This window comes from Streptomyces sp. GQ60, assembly GCF_059758875.1.
Window position 1 is genome coordinate 237,792 of record NZ_JCAXEG010000011.1, and the last position, 15,414, is coordinate 253,205.

General features: G+C 72.1%; 15 protein-coding genes. 12 read left to right on the plus strand and 3 right to left on the minus strand.

What is annotated here, in order from left to right; all coding sequences use genetic code 11:
* Positions 1–31: 31 nt before the first annotated feature.
* The 11 genes from AC6CKD_RS26240 (at position 32) to AC6CKD_RS26290 (ending at position 8,593) form a co-directional block, all read left to right on the plus strand.
* A complete protein-coding gene (locus AC6CKD_RS26240) occupies positions 32–1,045 on the plus strand; it encodes a Rossmann-like and DUF2520 domain-containing protein (RefSeq protein WP_498330432.1) in 1,014 nt (337 codons plus the stop codon).
* Positions 1,042–2,058 carry a pantoate--beta-alanine ligase gene (gene panC / locus AC6CKD_RS26245; RefSeq protein WP_498330433.1) on the plus strand — a complete coding sequence of 339 codons (1,017 nt, stop codon included), beginning with the start codon at positions 1,042–1,044 and terminating at the stop codon, positions 2,056–2,058. Before AC6CKD_RS26240 ends, panC begins: the two co-directional genes overlap by 4 nt.
* Complete coding sequence (locus tag AC6CKD_RS26250) at positions 2,055–3,845, plus strand: L-aspartate oxidase (protein WP_498330435.1); 1,791 nt, start codon at positions 2,055–2,057, stop codon at positions 3,843–3,845. The genes panC and AC6CKD_RS26250 overlap by 4 nt, the downstream gene beginning before the upstream one ends.
* Before the next feature lie 2 nt (positions 3,846–3,847).
* Positions 3,848–4,849 (plus strand): carboxylating nicotinate-nucleotide diphosphorylase, encoded by a 1,002-nt coding sequence (nadC, locus tag AC6CKD_RS26255; protein ID WP_498330437.1) that lies wholly within the window; start codon positions 3,848–3,850, stop codon positions 4,847–4,849.
* Between the two features lie 3 nt (positions 4,850–4,852).
* On the plus strand, positions 4,853–5,662 hold the full coding sequence (locus AC6CKD_RS26260; protein ID WP_498330439.1) for a type III pantothenate kinase: 810 nt from the start codon (positions 4,853–4,855) through the stop codon (positions 5,660–5,662).
* Between the two features lie 252 nt (positions 5,663–5,914).
* A complete protein-coding gene (locus tag AC6CKD_RS26265) occupies positions 5,915–6,100 on the plus strand; it encodes a DUF397 domain-containing protein (RefSeq protein WP_498330440.1) in 186 nt (61 codons plus the stop codon).
* Between the two features lie 83 nt (positions 6,101–6,183).
* Entirely contained in the window at positions 6,184–6,792 is a 609-nt protein-coding gene (locus AC6CKD_RS26270; protein WP_498330441.1) for a hypothetical protein, read from the plus strand.
* Between the two features lie 13 nt (positions 6,793–6,805).
* Positions 6,806–6,979, plus strand: a complete 174-nt coding sequence (locus AC6CKD_RS26275) for a hypothetical protein (RefSeq protein ID WP_250752807.1) — start codon at positions 6,806–6,808, stop codon at positions 6,977–6,979.
* 112 nt (positions 6,980–7,091) lie between these two features.
* On the plus strand, positions 7,092–7,547 hold the full coding sequence (locus AC6CKD_RS26280) for a BlaI/MecI/CopY family transcriptional regulator (protein WP_498330443.1): 456 nt from the start codon (positions 7,092–7,094) through the stop codon (positions 7,545–7,547).
* 9 nt (positions 7,548–7,556) lie between these two features.
* Positions 7,557–8,087 (plus strand): amino-acid N-acetyltransferase, encoded by a 531-nt coding sequence (locus AC6CKD_RS26285; protein ID WP_356514724.1) that lies wholly within the window; start codon positions 7,557–7,559, stop codon positions 8,085–8,087.
* A gap of 167 nt (positions 8,088–8,254) precedes the next feature.
* Positions 8,255–8,593, plus strand: coding sequence for a histone-like nucleoid-structuring protein Lsr2 (locus AC6CKD_RS26290; RefSeq protein ID WP_250752815.1), 339 nt, complete (start codon positions 8,255–8,257; stop codon positions 8,591–8,593).
* Here AC6CKD_RS26290 and AC6CKD_RS26295 read toward each other — a convergent pair.
* Positions 8,575–9,240 carry an SCO3374 family protein gene (locus tag AC6CKD_RS26295; RefSeq protein WP_498330446.1) on the minus strand — a complete coding sequence of 222 codons (666 nt, stop codon included), beginning with the start codon at positions 9,238–9,240 and terminating at the stop codon, positions 8,575–8,577. The two genes, AC6CKD_RS26290 and AC6CKD_RS26295, sit on opposite strands and share 19 nt — an antisense overlap.
* 475 nt (positions 9,241–9,715) lie before the next feature.
* On the opposite strand from AC6CKD_RS26295, the gene AC6CKD_RS26300 reads away from it, so the two are divergent.
* A complete protein-coding gene (locus AC6CKD_RS26300; protein ID WP_385331252.1) occupies positions 9,716–12,241 on the plus strand; it encodes an ATP-dependent Clp protease ATP-binding subunit in 2,526 nt (841 codons plus the stop codon).
* Positions 12,242–12,328: 87 nt separating this feature from the next.
* Here AC6CKD_RS26300 and AC6CKD_RS26305 read toward each other — a convergent pair whose 3' ends face one another.
* Together AC6CKD_RS26305 and AC6CKD_RS26310 are read right to left on the minus strand one after the other, a co-directional pair.
* Positions 12,329–12,970 carry a hypothetical protein gene (locus AC6CKD_RS26305; protein WP_498330448.1) on the minus strand — a complete coding sequence of 214 codons (642 nt, stop codon included), beginning with the start codon at positions 12,968–12,970 and terminating at the stop codon, positions 12,329–12,331.
* Complete coding sequence (locus tag AC6CKD_RS26310; protein ID WP_498330449.1) at positions 12,967–15,315, minus strand: NACHT domain-containing protein; 2,349 nt, start codon at positions 15,313–15,315, stop codon at positions 12,967–12,969. The genes AC6CKD_RS26305 and AC6CKD_RS26310 overlap by 4 nt, the downstream gene beginning before the upstream one ends.
* Positions 15,316–15,414: the final 99 nt, after the last annotated feature.

The window sequence follows — 15,414 nt, forward strand, 5'->3', positions numbered from 1 at the left end:
TCGCCGACCGGCCCACACACCAGGGGCTAGCATGGCGACGTATCGTCCGGTACCCCCCGCGGACCGGAACGGAACGGAAGGCCTCCCCCGCGTGAACACAGCCCCCCAGGCGGAGCGCCCCGCCCGGCTCTCCGTCGGTGTCGTCGGAGCCGGCCGGGTCGGCCCCGCGCTGGCCCGTGCCCTGCAGCAGACCGGGCACCGGCCCGTCGCCGTGTCCGGCGTCTCCGACGCCTCGCGCCGCCGGGCCGAGCGCATGCTGCCCGGCGTGCCGGTGGTGTCCCCGGCGCAGGTCCTCCAGGCCTCCGACCTCGTCCTGCTGACCGTCCCCGACGACGCCCTGCCGTCCCTGGTGGAGGGCCTCGCCGAGACCGGCGCGGTCCGCCCCGGACAGCTCCTCGTCCACACCTCCGGGCGGTACGGGGTCGCCGTGCTGGACCCCGCCCGCCGCGCGGGCGCGCTCCCGCTGGCCCTGCACCCCGCGATGACCTTCACCGGCACCGAGGTCGACGTGCAGCGCCTCGCGGGCTGCTCCTTCGGGGTGACCGCCCCCGACGAGCTGCGGCTCGCCGCCGAGGCCCTGGTCATCGAGATGGGCGGGGAGCCCGAGTGGATCGCCGAGGTGAACCGCCCGCTCTACCACGCGGCCCTCGCCCTCGGTGCGAACCACCTGGTCACCCTGGTCGCCCAGTCCATGGAGCTGCTGGGCAAGGCGGGCGTCGAACACCCGAACCGGATGCTCGGCCCGCTCCTCGGCGCGGCCCTGGACAACGCCCTGCGCTCCGGTGACGCCGCCCTGACCGGCCCGGTGGCCCGCGGTGACGCCGGTACCGTCGCCGCGCACGTCTCGGAGCTGCGCAAGCACGCCCCGGGCACGGTCGCCGGCTACCTCGCGATGGCCCGTACGACCGCCGACCGGGCCCTCGCGCACGGTCTGCTCAAGCCCGAGCTCGCCGAGGACCTCCTCGGCGTACTGGCCGAGGAAGTCTTGAACCCCGGCGGCCTCGACCGGCCCTACGGAACCGACCCCGAAGGCGGCGACCGGTGATCCTCCTCGACACCGCAGACGCACTGCACCGCCTGCCCCGCGCAGCCGCCGAAGCCGGCGCCGCGGACGGCCGCCGCGCCGTCGTCATGACCATGGGCGCCCTCCACGAGGGCCACGCCACCCTGGTCCGCACCGCCCGCGCGCACGTCGGCCCCACCGGCCAGGTCGTGGTCACGGTCTTCGTCAACCCCCTGCAGTTCGGCGCGAACGAGGACCTCGACCGCTACCCCCGCACCCTCGACGCCGACCTGGCCCTCGCAGAAGAGGCCGGCGCCGACGCCGTGTTCGCCCCGGCCGTCGACGAGGTCTACCCCGGCGGCGACCCGCAGGTCCGGATCACCGCCGGCCCGATGGGAGGCCGCCTCGAAGGCGCCACCCGCCCCGGCCACTTCGACGGCATGCTGACCGTCGTCGCCAAGCTGCTCCACCTCACCCGCCCCGACCTGGCCTTCTTCGGCCAGAAGGACGCGCAGCAACTGGCCCTGATCCGGCGCATGGTGACCGACCTGAACTTCCCCGTGGAGGTGGTCGGCGTACCGACCATCCGCGAGACGGACGGGCTCGCGCTGTCCTCCCGCAACCGCTACCTCTCCGCCAAGGAGCGCGGCACCGCCCTCGCCCTGTCCCGCGCCCTGTTCGCCGGCCGCGACCGCCTCGCCGCGCAGGCCGCGCTGCGCGCCCGCGCCGAGGCGCAGGGACCCCCGAACGGCGACGAGCGGGCCACCGGCCTGGCCCGGCTCGGCGAGATCCGCGCCTCCGCCGACGCGCACGCCGTCGCGGCGGCGGGCGCCGGGCTGCCGGACGCCGTACGGGCAGCCGCGCGGCACGTCCTGGAGGAGGCGGGCCGCTACGATCCGCCGCTCGTACTGGACTACCTGGCGCTGGTGGACCCCCAGGACTTCACCGAGGCCGGCCACGGCTTCACCGGTCAGGCCGTGCTGGCCGTCGCCGCGAAGGTGGGCGCGACCCGGCTGATCGACAACATCCCATTGGAGTTCGGAGCACAACCGTGAGCACCCCAGGCAGAGGCCCCGCCACAGCGGGCACCAGCACCGGCATACGGCTCCACGCCCCGGCGCCCGGCTGGTCCGTCGACGCCGATGTCGTGGTCGTCGGATCCGGAGTCGCCGGACTGACCGCCGCGCTGCGCTGCGCCGCCGCGGGCCGCCGTACCGTCGTGGTCACCAAGGCCCGGCTCGACGACGGTTCCACCCGCTGGGCCCAGGGCGGCATCGCCGCCGCCCTCGGCGACGGGGACACCCCCGAGCAGCACCTCGACGACACCCTCGTCGCGGGCGCAGGCCTGTGCGACGAGGCCGCCGTCCGGCTCCTGGTCACCGAGGGCCCCGACGCCGTACGCCGCCTCATCGAGACCGGCGCCGTCTTCGACACCTCCGCCGAGACCGGCGAGATCGAGCTGACCCGCGAGGGCGGCCACCACCGCCGCCGCATCGCGCACGCCGGCGGGGACGCCACCGGCGCCGAGATCTCCCGGGCGCTCGTCGAGGCCGTCCACGACGCCGGCATCGAGACCGTCGAGAACGCCCTGGTCCTGGATCTGCTCCTGGACGCGCAGGGCCGTACCGCCGGGGTCACCCTGCACGTCATGGGCGAGGGCCAGCACGACGGGGTCGGCGCCGTCCACGCGCCCGCCGTGATCCTCGCGACCGGCGGCATGGGCCAGGTCTTCTCCGCGACCACCAACCCGTCGGTCTCCACCGGCGACGGGGTGGCCCTCGCGCTGCGCGCCGGAGCCGAGGTCTCCGACCTCGAATTCGTCCAGTTCCACCCCACCGTGCTCTTCCTCGGTGCCGACGCCGAGGGCCAGCAGCCCCTGGTGTCGGAGGCCGTCCGCGGCGAGGGCGCGTACCTCGTCGACGCCGACGGGGTCCGCTTCATGACCGGGCAGCACGAGCTCGCCGAGCTCGCCCCCCGCGACATCGTCGCCAAGGGCATCATGCGCCGCATGCAGGAGCAGGGCACCCAGCACATGTACCTGGACGCCCGGCACTTCGGCGCCGAGATGTGGGAGCAGCGCTTCCCGACCATCCTCGCCGCCTGCCGCTCGCACGGCATCGACCCGGTCACCGCGCCGATCCCCGTCGCCCCGGCCGCGCACTACGCCTCCGGCGGCGTACGGACCGACCTGCACGGCCGCACCACCGTCCCCGGGCTGTACGCCTGCGGCGAGGTGGCCTGCACCGGTGTGCACGGAGCGAACAGGCTGGCCTCCAACTCCCTGCTGGAGGGCCTGGTCTTCGCCGAGCGCATCGCCGACGACATCATCGGGAACCCGCCCGTGGGCACCGGCCCCGGCATCCCCGTCCCGGCCACCGGCCCCCTCCAGCCCGCCGAGGCGCGCTACGAGATCCAGCGCATCATGACCGACGGCGCGGGCGTGCTCCGCTCCGCCGAGTCGCTGAGCCGGGCCGCCGCCGCGCTCGAGGCCCTGTACGCGACGGCGCTGACGGAGCTGGAGACCCGGGGCAAGACGGCCGTCCCCGGCACCGAGACCTGGGAGGCCACCAACCTCCTGTGCGTGGCCCGGGTGCTGGTCGCCGCCGCCCAGCGGCGCGCGGAGACCCGCGGCTGCCACTGGCGCGAGGACCACCCCGACCGGGACGACGCCGACTGGCGGCGCCACCTGGTCGTCCGGCTGTCGGACACCGAGCGGCGGGCCCTGGTCGTCACCCCCACGGACTCGGCGGACTTCCCGTCCGTACGGATCCCCTTGAGCAGCGACGACAGCAGCACCAGCAGCACCGACAGCACCCGCAGCACCGACAGCCTGGAGCGGTAACCGTGAGCACGCACGAGCACGACCACACCACCCACGAACACGACGAGCTCCCGCTCCTCGACCAGAGCGAGGGCGGCGGCTGCGGCGACGACTGCGCCTGCGGCGAGGGCGAGGAGACCGGCCTGGACCCGGCGCTGGCCCAGCTGCTCGTGGACGCCGGCCTGGACCCGATCGAGGTCGAGGACATCGCGCACATGGCGATCTCCGAGGACCTCGACGGCGGGGTGGACGTCACCACCGTCGCCACCGTCCCCGAGGACGCCGTCGCCACCGCCGACTTCACCGCGCGCGAGGCCGGCACGGTCGCCGGCCTGCGCGTCGCCGAGGCCGTCCTCTCCGTGGTCTGCACCGACACGTTCGAGGTCGAGCGGCACGTCGAGGACGGCGACCGCGTCGAGGCCGGCCAGGTGCTGCTCTCCGTACGGGCCCGCACCCGCGACCTGCTCACCGGCGAGCGCAGCGCGCTGAACCTGCTCTGCCTGATGTCGGGCATCGCCACGGCCACCCGTGCCTGGGCCGACGAGCTGGAGGGCACCAAGGCCAAGGTCCGCGACACCCGCAAGACCACTCCGGGCCTGCGCTGCCTGGAGAAGTACGCGGTCCGCTGCGGCGGCGGCGTCAACCACCGGATGTCGCTGTCCGACGCGGCGCTGGTGAAGGACAACCACGTGATCGCGGCGGGCGGGGTCCGCGAGGCCTTCAAGGCCGTGCGCGAGCAGTTCCCCGACCTCCCCATCGAGGTGGAGGTGGACACCCTCCAGCAGGTCCGCGAGGCCCTGGACGCGGGCGCGGACCTGATCCTGCTCGACAACTTCACGCCCATCGAGACCGAGGAAGCGGTGGCGCTGGTCCACGGCCGCGCGGTCCTGGAGTCCTCGGGTCGCCTCACCATGCACAACGCCCGCGCCTACGCCGAGACCGGCGTGGACTACCTCGCCGTCGGCGGGCTCACCCACTCCTCCCCGATCCTGGACATCGGCCTCGATCTGCGCGAGGCGGTGTAGCCGATGCTCCTCACCATCGACGTGGGCAACTCCCATACGGTCCTTGGCCTGTTCGACGGTGAAGAGATCGTCGAGCACTGGCGCGTCTCGACCGACCCGCGCCGCACGGCCGACGAGATGGCCGTGCTGATGCAGGGCCTGATGGGCATGCACCCGATGCTCGGCAACGAACTGGGCGACGGCATCCACGGCATCGCGATCTGCTCGACGGTGCCGGCCGTCCTGCACGAGCTGCGCGAGGTCACCCGCCGGTACTACGGGGACGTTCCGGCGGTGATCGTGGAGCCCGGCACCAAGACGGGCGTACCGATCCTGATGGACAACCCGAAGGAGGTCGGCGCGGACCGCATCGTCAACGCGGTCGCCGCCGCCGAGCTCTACGGCGGCCCCGCGATCGTCGTCGACTTCGGTACGGCCACCACCTTCGACGCGGTCTCCGCCAAGGGCGAGTACGTCGGCGGGGTGATCTCCCCGGGCATCGAGATCTCCATGGAGGCCCTCGGCGTCCGCGGCGCCCAGCTCCGCAAGATCGAGCTGGCCCGCCCGCGCAACGTCATCGGCAAGTCCACGGTCGAGGCGATGCAGTCGGGCGTGGTCTACGGGTTCGCGGGCCAGGTCGACGGGATCGTGAACCGGATGGCCAAGGAGCTGGCCGGCCCGAACGGCGTCCCGGACGACGTCCGCGTCATCGCCACGGGCGGCCTGGCCCCGATCGTCCTCGGCGAGGCCGAGGCCATCGACGACCACGAGCCCTGGCTCACCCTGATCGGCCTGCGGCTGGTCTACGAGCGCAACGCGCCGGCCTTCGGCTGACCGGGCCGGGCCACCCGCCCGAGCGCCCCGACGGCCCCCGCCCTCCCTCCGGAGGCCGGGGGCCGCTTCCGTCCCGCGGGCCGGGCGAGCCGGACCCGTTCGGCCCGCCGGGCCTTTACCGTGCCCTGACGCCCGCCATGACAATTTCCCCGGAAATGGCCGGACCAAGGCCGCCGCGGGGTTACCTTTCCCCACGAGAAATACCGGGAGCCCGTCCCCGGCGCCACAGCGCCTGTGCTCGGAGGAGACGCCATGAACGCTCGGCCCGCCTGGCAGAAGTCCTCGTTCTGCGGCGAGGGGGACAACTGCGTGTACGTCAGCGCCGCCCCCGGCACCCTGGTCCGCGTCGCGGACCGCGCCGACCCGGCCCACCTGGTCCTCGCCACCACCCAGGCCGCCTGGGCCGATTTCCTGCGCGTGGTCAAGCAGTCGGGCTAGCGCGGGACCGGCCCCCTTCCCGACACGCGCCCCGTACGTGTGCGCTCAAGGGATTTTGTCCGATTAGCGCGTATCTTCGGCCCATGCCCACGCCCTACGGATCCCGCGGCGGCATGGCGTTCGGTGCCGATGAGCTTCACGTGCTCAGGCGCTCGCTCGCTCACGCCCTTCAGTCCTCGACGGCCCCACTGACGGCCGTCGAGGTCCAGGACTGCCTGCGCCTCGCGGCGTCGGTGGACGACGCGGTCCAGGAGGCGGGGAGGCTCAGAGCCTTCCTCCTGGCCGACCTGGCGCGGTACAGAGCCGCCCTGCCCGGCAGCCTCTCCGGCTACCTGGAGCTGCTGCAGGACGCCCTGGCGGCCGGCTACGAGCCGGTGCCGGACGACCTCGCGGCCCTACGGGCGCTGCGCGCCAACCCGGTCGCCGCCGCGCTGCTGGAGCGGGCCCAGACCATCGCGGAACGCTCCGTGCGCCGCAGGCTGTCCACGGCGCCCGCGCCGCGCACCCGGCTGCTCACCCTCGCGGGCGGCACCGACACGGGCGGCGCGGACAAGGGGAACGACCCCGCGCGCCCGAAGCCCGAACCGCGCCCCGACGACCGCCCCGGCCGCCCCATCCCCACTCCGGGCGAGGTCTTCCCGCCGCGCCGCAAGCCGGCCCCGCCCCCGGAGGCCGGGCGCGTGGCGGGGTAGCTAGGCTGGGGGCATGGACTACGTTTCCGCGCTCGTGCCCCCCTTCGTGATGGCCGTGTTCTTCATCGCGCTCGTCGTGACGATCGTGAAGAGCCAGGGCGGTGCCAACAAGGCCAAGGAGGACGCGGCCGTCGACGCCGTGCTCGCCCGCGCCGAGGCCGCCCAGCAGTCCCAGCCCCAGAAGTAGGCCCCTTCGACCGGGGACGGGCGTACGGCTTCCGAGCCGTACGCCCGATTTTGTTGCGCCTTGCCGCCCGGATAGCCGCGCAATTCACCACAACCCGCACTATCGTGCTGCTGTGCCTCGCCCCTTGGGAGAACTCGAAGACGCAGTCATGACGCGGGTGTGGCAGTGGAACCGCCCGGTCACCGTTCGCGAAGTCCTGGAAGACCTCCAGCAGGAACGGTCCATCGCATACACCACGGTCATGACCGTTATGGACAATCTTCATCAGAAGGGCTGGGTCCGCCGCGAGGCGGAAGGCCGCGCCTATCGATATACGGCGGTCTCCACCCGGGCCGCTTACTCGGCCGCACTGATGAACGAAGCCTGGTCGACGAGCGACAACCCCGCAGCCGCCCTCGTGGCCTTCTTCGGCATGATGTCGGCGGAACAGCGCGAGGCGCTCAGGGACGCCGTGCGCATCGTGCAGCCGGCGGAACCCGAGGGATCCCCGGAGACCCCGGACTCCGGGGCGGCGGCGCCCGATGCCGAAGGCGACTCCGCGGCGCCGGACACCGAGCCGGGGCGATAACGTCCGGGCATGGGTGAGTTTTCCGCTGCACATGCAAAAACAGTGACGATCCGCCGAGCGCGCACCGGTGATGTTCCCGCGCTGCGCCGCCTGCTCGACCAGTACGTGCAGCAGCGGATCCTGCTGGACAAAGCGCCGGTCGTCCTTTACGAGGACATCCAGGAGTTCTGGGTCGCCGAACGCGACTCCGACGGCCAGGTCGTCGGCTGCGGTGCGCTCCACGTGATGTGGGAAGACCTGGCCGAAGTCCGCACCCTTGCCGTCGACCGCGACTTGAAGGGCGTGGGAGTCGGCCACTTGGTGCTCGACAAGTTGCTGGAGACTGCCCGCAGGGTCGGTGTGAGCCGGGTTTTCTGCCTGACCTTCGAAGTGGACTTCTTCGCGAAGCACGGCTTCACCGAGATCGGGGAGACCCCGGTCGAGACCGATGTGTACATGGAGCTGCTGCGTTCCTATGACGAGGGTGTCGCCGAGTTCCTCGGTCTCGAACGAGTGAAGCCGAACACCTTGGGCAACAGCCGGATGCTTCTGCACCTCTGACCGATCACCGCGGGGATTTCACGGGAGCCCCCGGCTCCGTGGCCTATGTCCGAATCGCGCATGTTTCCCGACCCGTTGCGGACCCGAACCCGTGACGGGGGGTTTGTGTTTTCCAGGCAAAAGCGGTTTCCTTTCCGCGTACTGCTTTTCGATGAAAGGAAATCCCGGTGGCACAGAAGGTTCAGGTCCTTCTTGTCGACGACCTCGACGGCGGCGAGGCGGACGAGACGGTGACGTTCGCTCTGGATGGCAAGACCTACGAGATCGACCTCACCACCGCCAACGCTGAAAAGCTCCGCGGCCTCCTCGACCCGTTCACCAAGGGCGGTCGCCGCACCGGTGGCCGTGCCGCGGCGGGTCGTACCAAGGGCGGCCGCGCCGCCGCCACGTCCGGCAACCCGGACACGGCCGAGATCCGCGCCTGGGCCAAGGCCCAGGGCATGAGCGTCAACGATCGCGGCCGCGTTCCGCAGGAGATCCGCGAGGCTTACGAGAACCGCGGCTGACCTCCGGTCGGATCCACGGTGCCGATGCGATGCGCAGAGGCCGTACGCCGTCGCAGTCGGGCCCGGTGGCATTCCGTCGCCGCCGCCGCGACCAGGCGTACGAGACCGGGCCCGGCGGCGTCCCCGCCACGACCGGGCCCGGGGCCCTGCCCCGCGACGGGCAGGGCGGGCAGCAGTGCCTCACACCCCTGCTCGGGGGGCCGCAGCCACACGGCGGCCCCCCGAGGGTTTTCCCCGGGCCCCACCAGGTGTCCCGGAGGCGTCGGAGCGGTGATCCGGCCGCCCGCACCCAGGGCGGCGAGATCCAGGGCCACCCCGCCCCACTCCAGCCAGTCGAGCAGCCCCTCCAGCTCGTCGGCGCTCCCCGGGGCCACCAGGAACCGCATCCTGCGCCCCATGAGCGCCACCGGGCCCGTGGCGTCGCGGCAGGGGCCGCGCAGCACCGCGGCACCGGCATCGGCCGGCAGCTCCAGCACGTCGAACCGCACGCCGGTCACCAGCTGCGCGGGCGGTCCGCCGGCCACGGGCCAGCCGAGCACCCGCCGGTACCAGTGCGCGGGCGGTTCGGGCACGCCCCTCGCGGTCGCGGGTGCCGCGATCGGGGCACGGGGGAGCGGGACGGCGACGGGCGGCGCGGTGAGGGCCATGTCCGGAGCAACTGCGGAAACGCTCCGGGGTTACGGACGGCGTGACGCTGGGCACTCGTGCCAATGCGGAACGTAAACGTCCGAGTCGCCGGAGTCTCACATTCAGGACAGAAGCGTGTTCGCCCGTAGCGGAGGGAACAGTCGTCCACCGACGTGAACCCTCCGGCCATGCGGGTAAGACATTCCTAGTGGATGGGGGCGACACGCTGATTTGCAGGGTCCGAGACCGGCTTCCGTTCGCCATCGGCGTACACGTGTGACGGGTATCTGCCTGGCCTGCGGGAACATCGTCTCGCACCATCGGGTTGGAGCAGTTGTCGGCACTTACAGCCGGGTTTTCCCACGGACGTGAGGGTGAGCCGCGGACGGATGTCGGCAGTTGGAATGAGCTGTCCCGCCCCGCGGGACTAGCATGCGGAAGGACAGGGCGGGGACCGACCCCGAACTGCCCGACCGCTCTGAGGAGCGATAAACGATGTTCGAGAGGTTCACCGACCGCGCGCGGCGGGTTGTCGTCCTGGCTCAGGAAGAAGCCCGGATGCTCAACCACAACTACATCGGCACCGAGCACATCCTCCTGGGCTTGATCCACGAGGGTGAGGGTGTCGCCGCTAAGGCCTTGGAGAGCCTCGGGATTTCGCTCGAGGCTGTTCGCCAGCAGGTTGAGGAGATCATCGGACAGGGGCAGCAGGCCCCTTCCGGCCACATCCCCTTCACCCCGCGGGCGAAGAAGGTCCTGGAGCTTTCGCTCCGAGAGGCCCTCCAGCTCGGCCACAACTACATCGGCACCGAGCACATCCTGCTCGGCCTCATTCGCGAGGGCGAGGGCGTCGCCGCCCAGGTCCTCGTGAAGCTGGGCGCCGATCTCAACCGAGTCCGGCAGCAGGTCATCCAGCTGCTCTCCGGCTACTCCGGCGGAGGCAAGGAGTCGGCCACGGCCGGCGGCCCGGCCGAGGGCACGCCCTCGACCTCGCTCGTCCTGGACCAGTTCGGCCGCAACCTCACGCAGGCAGCTCGCGAATCCAAGCTCGACCCGGTCATCGGGCGCGAGAAGGAGATCGAGCGGGTCATGCAGGTGCTCTCCCGCCGGACCAAGAACAACCCGGTCCTCATCGGCGAGCCCGGCGTCGGCAAGACCGCCGTCGTCGAGGGCCTGGCCCAGGCGATCGTCAAGGGCGAGGTCCCCGAGACCCTCAAGGACAAGCACCTCTACACGCTTGACCTCGGTGCCCTGGTCGCCGGTTCCCGCTACCGCGGTGACTTCGAAGAGCGCCTCAAGAAGGTTCTCAAGGAGATCCGCACCCGAGGCGACATCATCCTGTTCATCGACGAGCTCCACACCCTCGTGGGTGCGGGCGCCGCCGAGGGCGCGATCGACGCCGCCAGCATCCTGAAGCCCATGCTGGCCCGTGGTGAGCTCCAGACCATCGGTGCCACGACGCTGGACGAGTACCGCAAGCACCTCGAGAAGGACGCCGCTCTCGAGCGCCGCTTCCAGCCGATCCAGGTGGCGGAGCCTTCCCTCCAGCACACCATCGAGATCCTCAAGGGCCTGCGCGACCGCTACGAGGCCCACCACCGCGTCTCCATCACGGACGAGGCCCTCGTGCAGGCGGCCACCCTGGCCGACCGGTACATCTCGGACCGCTTCCTGCCGGACAAGGCGATCGACCTGATCGACGAGGCCGGCTCCCGGATGCGCATCCGCCGGATGACCGCGCCGCCGGACCTCCGCGAGTTCGACGAGAAGATCGCGAACGTGCGTCGCGACAAGGAGTCGGCCATCGACTCCCAGGACTTCGAGAAGGCGGCTTCCCTCCGTGATTCGGAGAAGCAGCTGCTGGCGGCGAAGGCCAAGCGCGAGAAGGAATGGAAGGCCGGCGACATGGACGTCGTCGCCGAGGTCGACGGCGAGCTCATCGCCGAAGTCCTGGCGACCGCGACCGGCATTCCGGTGTTCAAGCTGACCGAGGAGGAGTCCTCGCGGCTCCTGCGCATGGAGGACGAGCTCCACCGTCGCGTCATCGGTCAGAAGGACGCCATCAAGGCGCTCTCCCAGGCCATCCGCCGTACCCGTGCGGGTCTGAAGGACCCGAAGCGCCCCGGTGGCTCGTTCATCTTCGCCGGCCCGTCCGGTGTCGGTAAGACCGAGCTCTCCAAGACGCTCGCCGAATTCCTCTTCGGCGACGAGGACGCGCTGATCTCCCTCGACATGTCGGAGTTCAGCGAGAAGCACACGGTTTCCCGCCTCTTCGGTTCGCCCCCCGGCTACGTGGGCTACGAAGAGGGCGGCCAGCTGACCGAGAAGGTCCGCCGGAAGCCGTTCTCCGTCGTCCTCTTCGACGAGGTCGAGAAGGCCCACCCGGATATCTTCAATTCCCTTCTCCAGATCCTGGAAGACGGTCGCCTGACCGACTCCCAGGGCCGGGTCGTGGACTTCAAGAACACGGTCATCATCATGACGACCAACCTGGGTACGCGGGACATCTCGAAGGGCTTCAACCTCGGCTTCGCGGCCGTGGGAGACACCAAGACCGGATACGACCGGATGAAGGCGAAGGTCAACGAAGAGCTCAAGCAGCACTTCCGGCCCGAGTTCCTGAACCGTGTCGACGACACGGTCGTCTTCCACCAGCTCACCGAGGAAGACATCGTCCAGATCGTCGACCTGATGATCGCCAAGGTGGACGACCGCCTGAAGGACCGCGACATGGGCATCGAGCTCAGCGCGGACGCGAAGGCACTGCTCGCCAAGCGCGGCTACGACCCGATCATGGGTGCCCGCCCGCTGCGCCGCACGATCCAGCGCGAGATCGAGGACATCCTGTCGGAGAAGATCCTCTTCGGCGAGCTGCGCCCCGGTCACATCGTGGTCGTCGGCAAGGAGGGTGAGGGCGACGAAGCCAAGTTCACCTTCCGCGGTGAGGAGAAGACTCCGATCTCGGACCTTCCCCCCATCGAGGCGACGGGCTCCGGCCCGGACCTCAGCAAGGGTGCGTAAGCGCTAGCCGCTCACAGCGGTACGAAGGGGCGGCCCCGGGACCGAGAGGTTCCGGGGCCGCCCCTTTTGCCGTGGGCGGGGGGACGGTCAGATTTCGTACGGCTCCTGACCCACCACCCGCAGCTCGGCCTGCGGGAAGCGGTGGGCCACCTTCACCCTCAGGGTCGGGCTCCACTCCGCGCCGTCGTGGACCACGACGGTCCTGAGCGAGGGCAGGCGCGCGTGCGCGGCGAGCCCGGCCAGCGTCTCGGTGGGCACGGAGATCTGCTCCAGGTTCTCCAGTGCCGAGAGCTCCGCCCACGCGCTTCGCCCGCCCGGGCGCCACTGGTCGCGCAGGCGCAGCCGTCGCAGGCTCGTGAGCCGTCCCAGGCCGGCCAGGTCCGGGTCCGCGTCGTCCAGGTCGAGCACTTCGGGACGGGCGTCGGGGGAGAAGTCGGCGAACGACCACGGACCGCCCGCCGCACGCAGGGTGAGCGCGCGCAGCCGGGGCCAGGAGGTGAGGGCCGGGCCGAGGGCGACGTCGGAGCCGAGGTGGAGGGTGACGACCTCCAGGGGCAGCCCGTGCAGGGCGCTCAGGTCCCGCAGCTCGGGCCAGCCGTCCATGTCGAGCCGACGCAGGGACGTGTGGCCGCGCAGGAACTCGACGTCGGCCCCGCCGGAGAAGTACCGCAAAGCCAGGCCCGCCACCGGCTGGCGGGCCAGGAAGCGGGTCAGGGCGCCCCGGCTCACCCGTGGTGGACGATCAGGCCGGGCGGGCCGGTGAAGCCCGTCAGCGCCGCGAGGGCGGCGTCCGAGCCGACGGCGAGGGCGTCGGGGGGCGGGACCATGCGCGCGAGCACTTCCGCCGCGTACTGCACGGTGTCGAACCGGTCCCAGGCCCGCATGAGCGTCTCGCGGAGCTGTTCGTTGGAGTGGTGGCAGTAGCCGGCGAGGTATCCCACGGCCGCCTCCGACCCGGTCTCCACCGCCGCGATCACCGCCAGGCGGGCGGCGCGGACCGATTCGCCGCCGTACGGCAGCAGCTCCAGGACCAGCGGCCCGATCTGGCCGAGGGTGCGCGCCACCTCTTCGTTCTTCGGGGGGATGAGCCGCAGGGCGGCCTTGTGGACGTCCTGGCGGAGCCCGGGATCCAGCTCGGCCGCGTACTCCAGTGACGCGAGGGCCAGCAGCACCGACCGGTCGGAGTCGCGGACCAGCAGGTCGCCGATGATCGCCGCGCGGTCGCGGGGGCGGCCCTGGGCGACGGCCATGCGGATGACGTCCTCCCACTGGTCGTCGTCCGCGTGCCGGGTCAGCTCGCCGAGGCCGCCCTCGTCCAGTGCGGCCCGGGCCCCGAGGAAGTCCTGGAAGGTGCGGTGGACGAATTCGAGGGTGTCCTCCGTGGGAGCGCGCAGGAGTCCGGTCCGCTCCAGGAAGTGCCGCAGGACGGCCGGCGCCCCACCGAGCACCTGCGCGGCCGGTACGGCGGGCAGCGCGCCGCCGATGAGCTCCTCGGCCCGCTTCCGGGAGATCTGGGTGCGGCCGTTGCGGATCAGCCAGTACGCGAGCCGCTGGAGGAGCTGGAGCTGGGGCTCCTCGGCGAGTTCCGGCAGGCGCAGGTCCCGCTCGCGGTCGCGGCGGTGCAGCAGCATCGACAGGGCGGCCGTGTAGAGCTCCTTGCGGCCCGAGGGCAGGAAGCCGTGCCGTTCGCGGTGCAGGGCGCAGATCAGCCCGCACAGCAGCGGGTTGGTGGCCAGCCGGGCCAGCTCGGGTTTGGTGGCCAGGGACTCCAGCAGTTGGTCGCGGAGCTCCCCGCCGGCCTCGGCCGCCCGGTGCCAGCGGGTGACGAAGCCGGCCACGTCGGCCCGGTTCATGGGGGCGAGGGTCAGCTCCGCGAACTCCTCGGAGGCCAGCCAGTCCTGCCGGACCGCCGAAGGACGGGAGGTGACCAGCCAGCGGTTGCCGGGGTAGGCGGTGAGCAGATCGGTGAGCCAGTCGCGGGCGCGCTCCCGCTCGTCCTCCGGGATCTCGTCGATGCCGTCCACCAGGACCAGCCCCCGCCCCGCGCCCAGGACCCGGCTCTCCCACCCCTCGGGGGACCGGCCCTTCAGTGCGGTGGCGACGAGGAAGTCCTCGGGGGCGGGCAGCCGCTCCCCGTAGCGGCTCAGGTTCCGCAGGGGCAGCACGAAGGGGACGGGGCCGCCCTCGGGCTCGTCCCGGGCGGTGGAGACGGCCAGCCACTGGATCAGGGTGGTCTTCCCGGAGCCGGCCTCGCCGCGGAGCAGTACCCGGGGCTCGAAGGCCAGTACGTCCTCGGTCCTGACGGGGGCGGGGCTGGGGGCGGGCCCCTGCGCCGGGATCGCGGCACTGCCCGCGCCGTCGGCGCGGCGGGGGCGGGGGGTCGCCTCCAGGCTCACGTAGGCCAGGTCCAGCGGCCAGCGCGCGGAGTCGGGGGGCAGGTCGAGGCCGAAGATCGTCAAGGTGCTGTGCCGCTTGACGAGGTACTCCAGGTACGCGCGCTCGAACTCCGCGTCCCGGCCGTCCTGGCGGGGGATCCGGGCGAGCACGGCGTCGATCTTGGCGATCGTCTCGGCCTGGCGGCGGGCGGTCTCGACCAGTGCCCGCGGGATGTAGGTGGAGCGGGTCGTGAAGAAGTGGAGCACGTGCAGGCAGGTGGTCTCCAGCAGCCGGTCGTGGAAGAGCTCCGCGTCCCGCCCGAGGCCCGTGGGGGGCGCGGCCCTGCGCAGTGCGGCGGCGAAGGCGCGGGCGCCCATTTCGACCGCCTGGGCGTCCTCCATGGCGAGGTCTCCGAGGGAGTGCAGGGTGGCGGCGAGCGCGGCCGCGACGCCCGCATCCTCCCCCGGCGGCAGGGGCCGCTCGCCGGGGGCCCGTAAGGCCTCCTCGACCAGCTTCTCCGCGAGTCGGCGCAGGTCGTCCCGGGACAGCACGCGCTGCTCGCGCCGGGAGACGTACGAGGAGATCCGCACGGGCCCGTCCACCAGGCCCGCGCCCGCTCCCTCCGCGCGGAAGAGCTTCGTCACGAGGGGGGTCACGACCCCCGAGGCCAGCCGGATCCCCACCACGGATGCGTCCACGGGGCGGAGCGTAGCCCGCGCGTGACGTGGGTCGCAGGGCTTTGGTCCCGGCGGGAGCCGGCGGAGGTCCGGGGGCGGTGACAAGCCGCACAGGGCAAA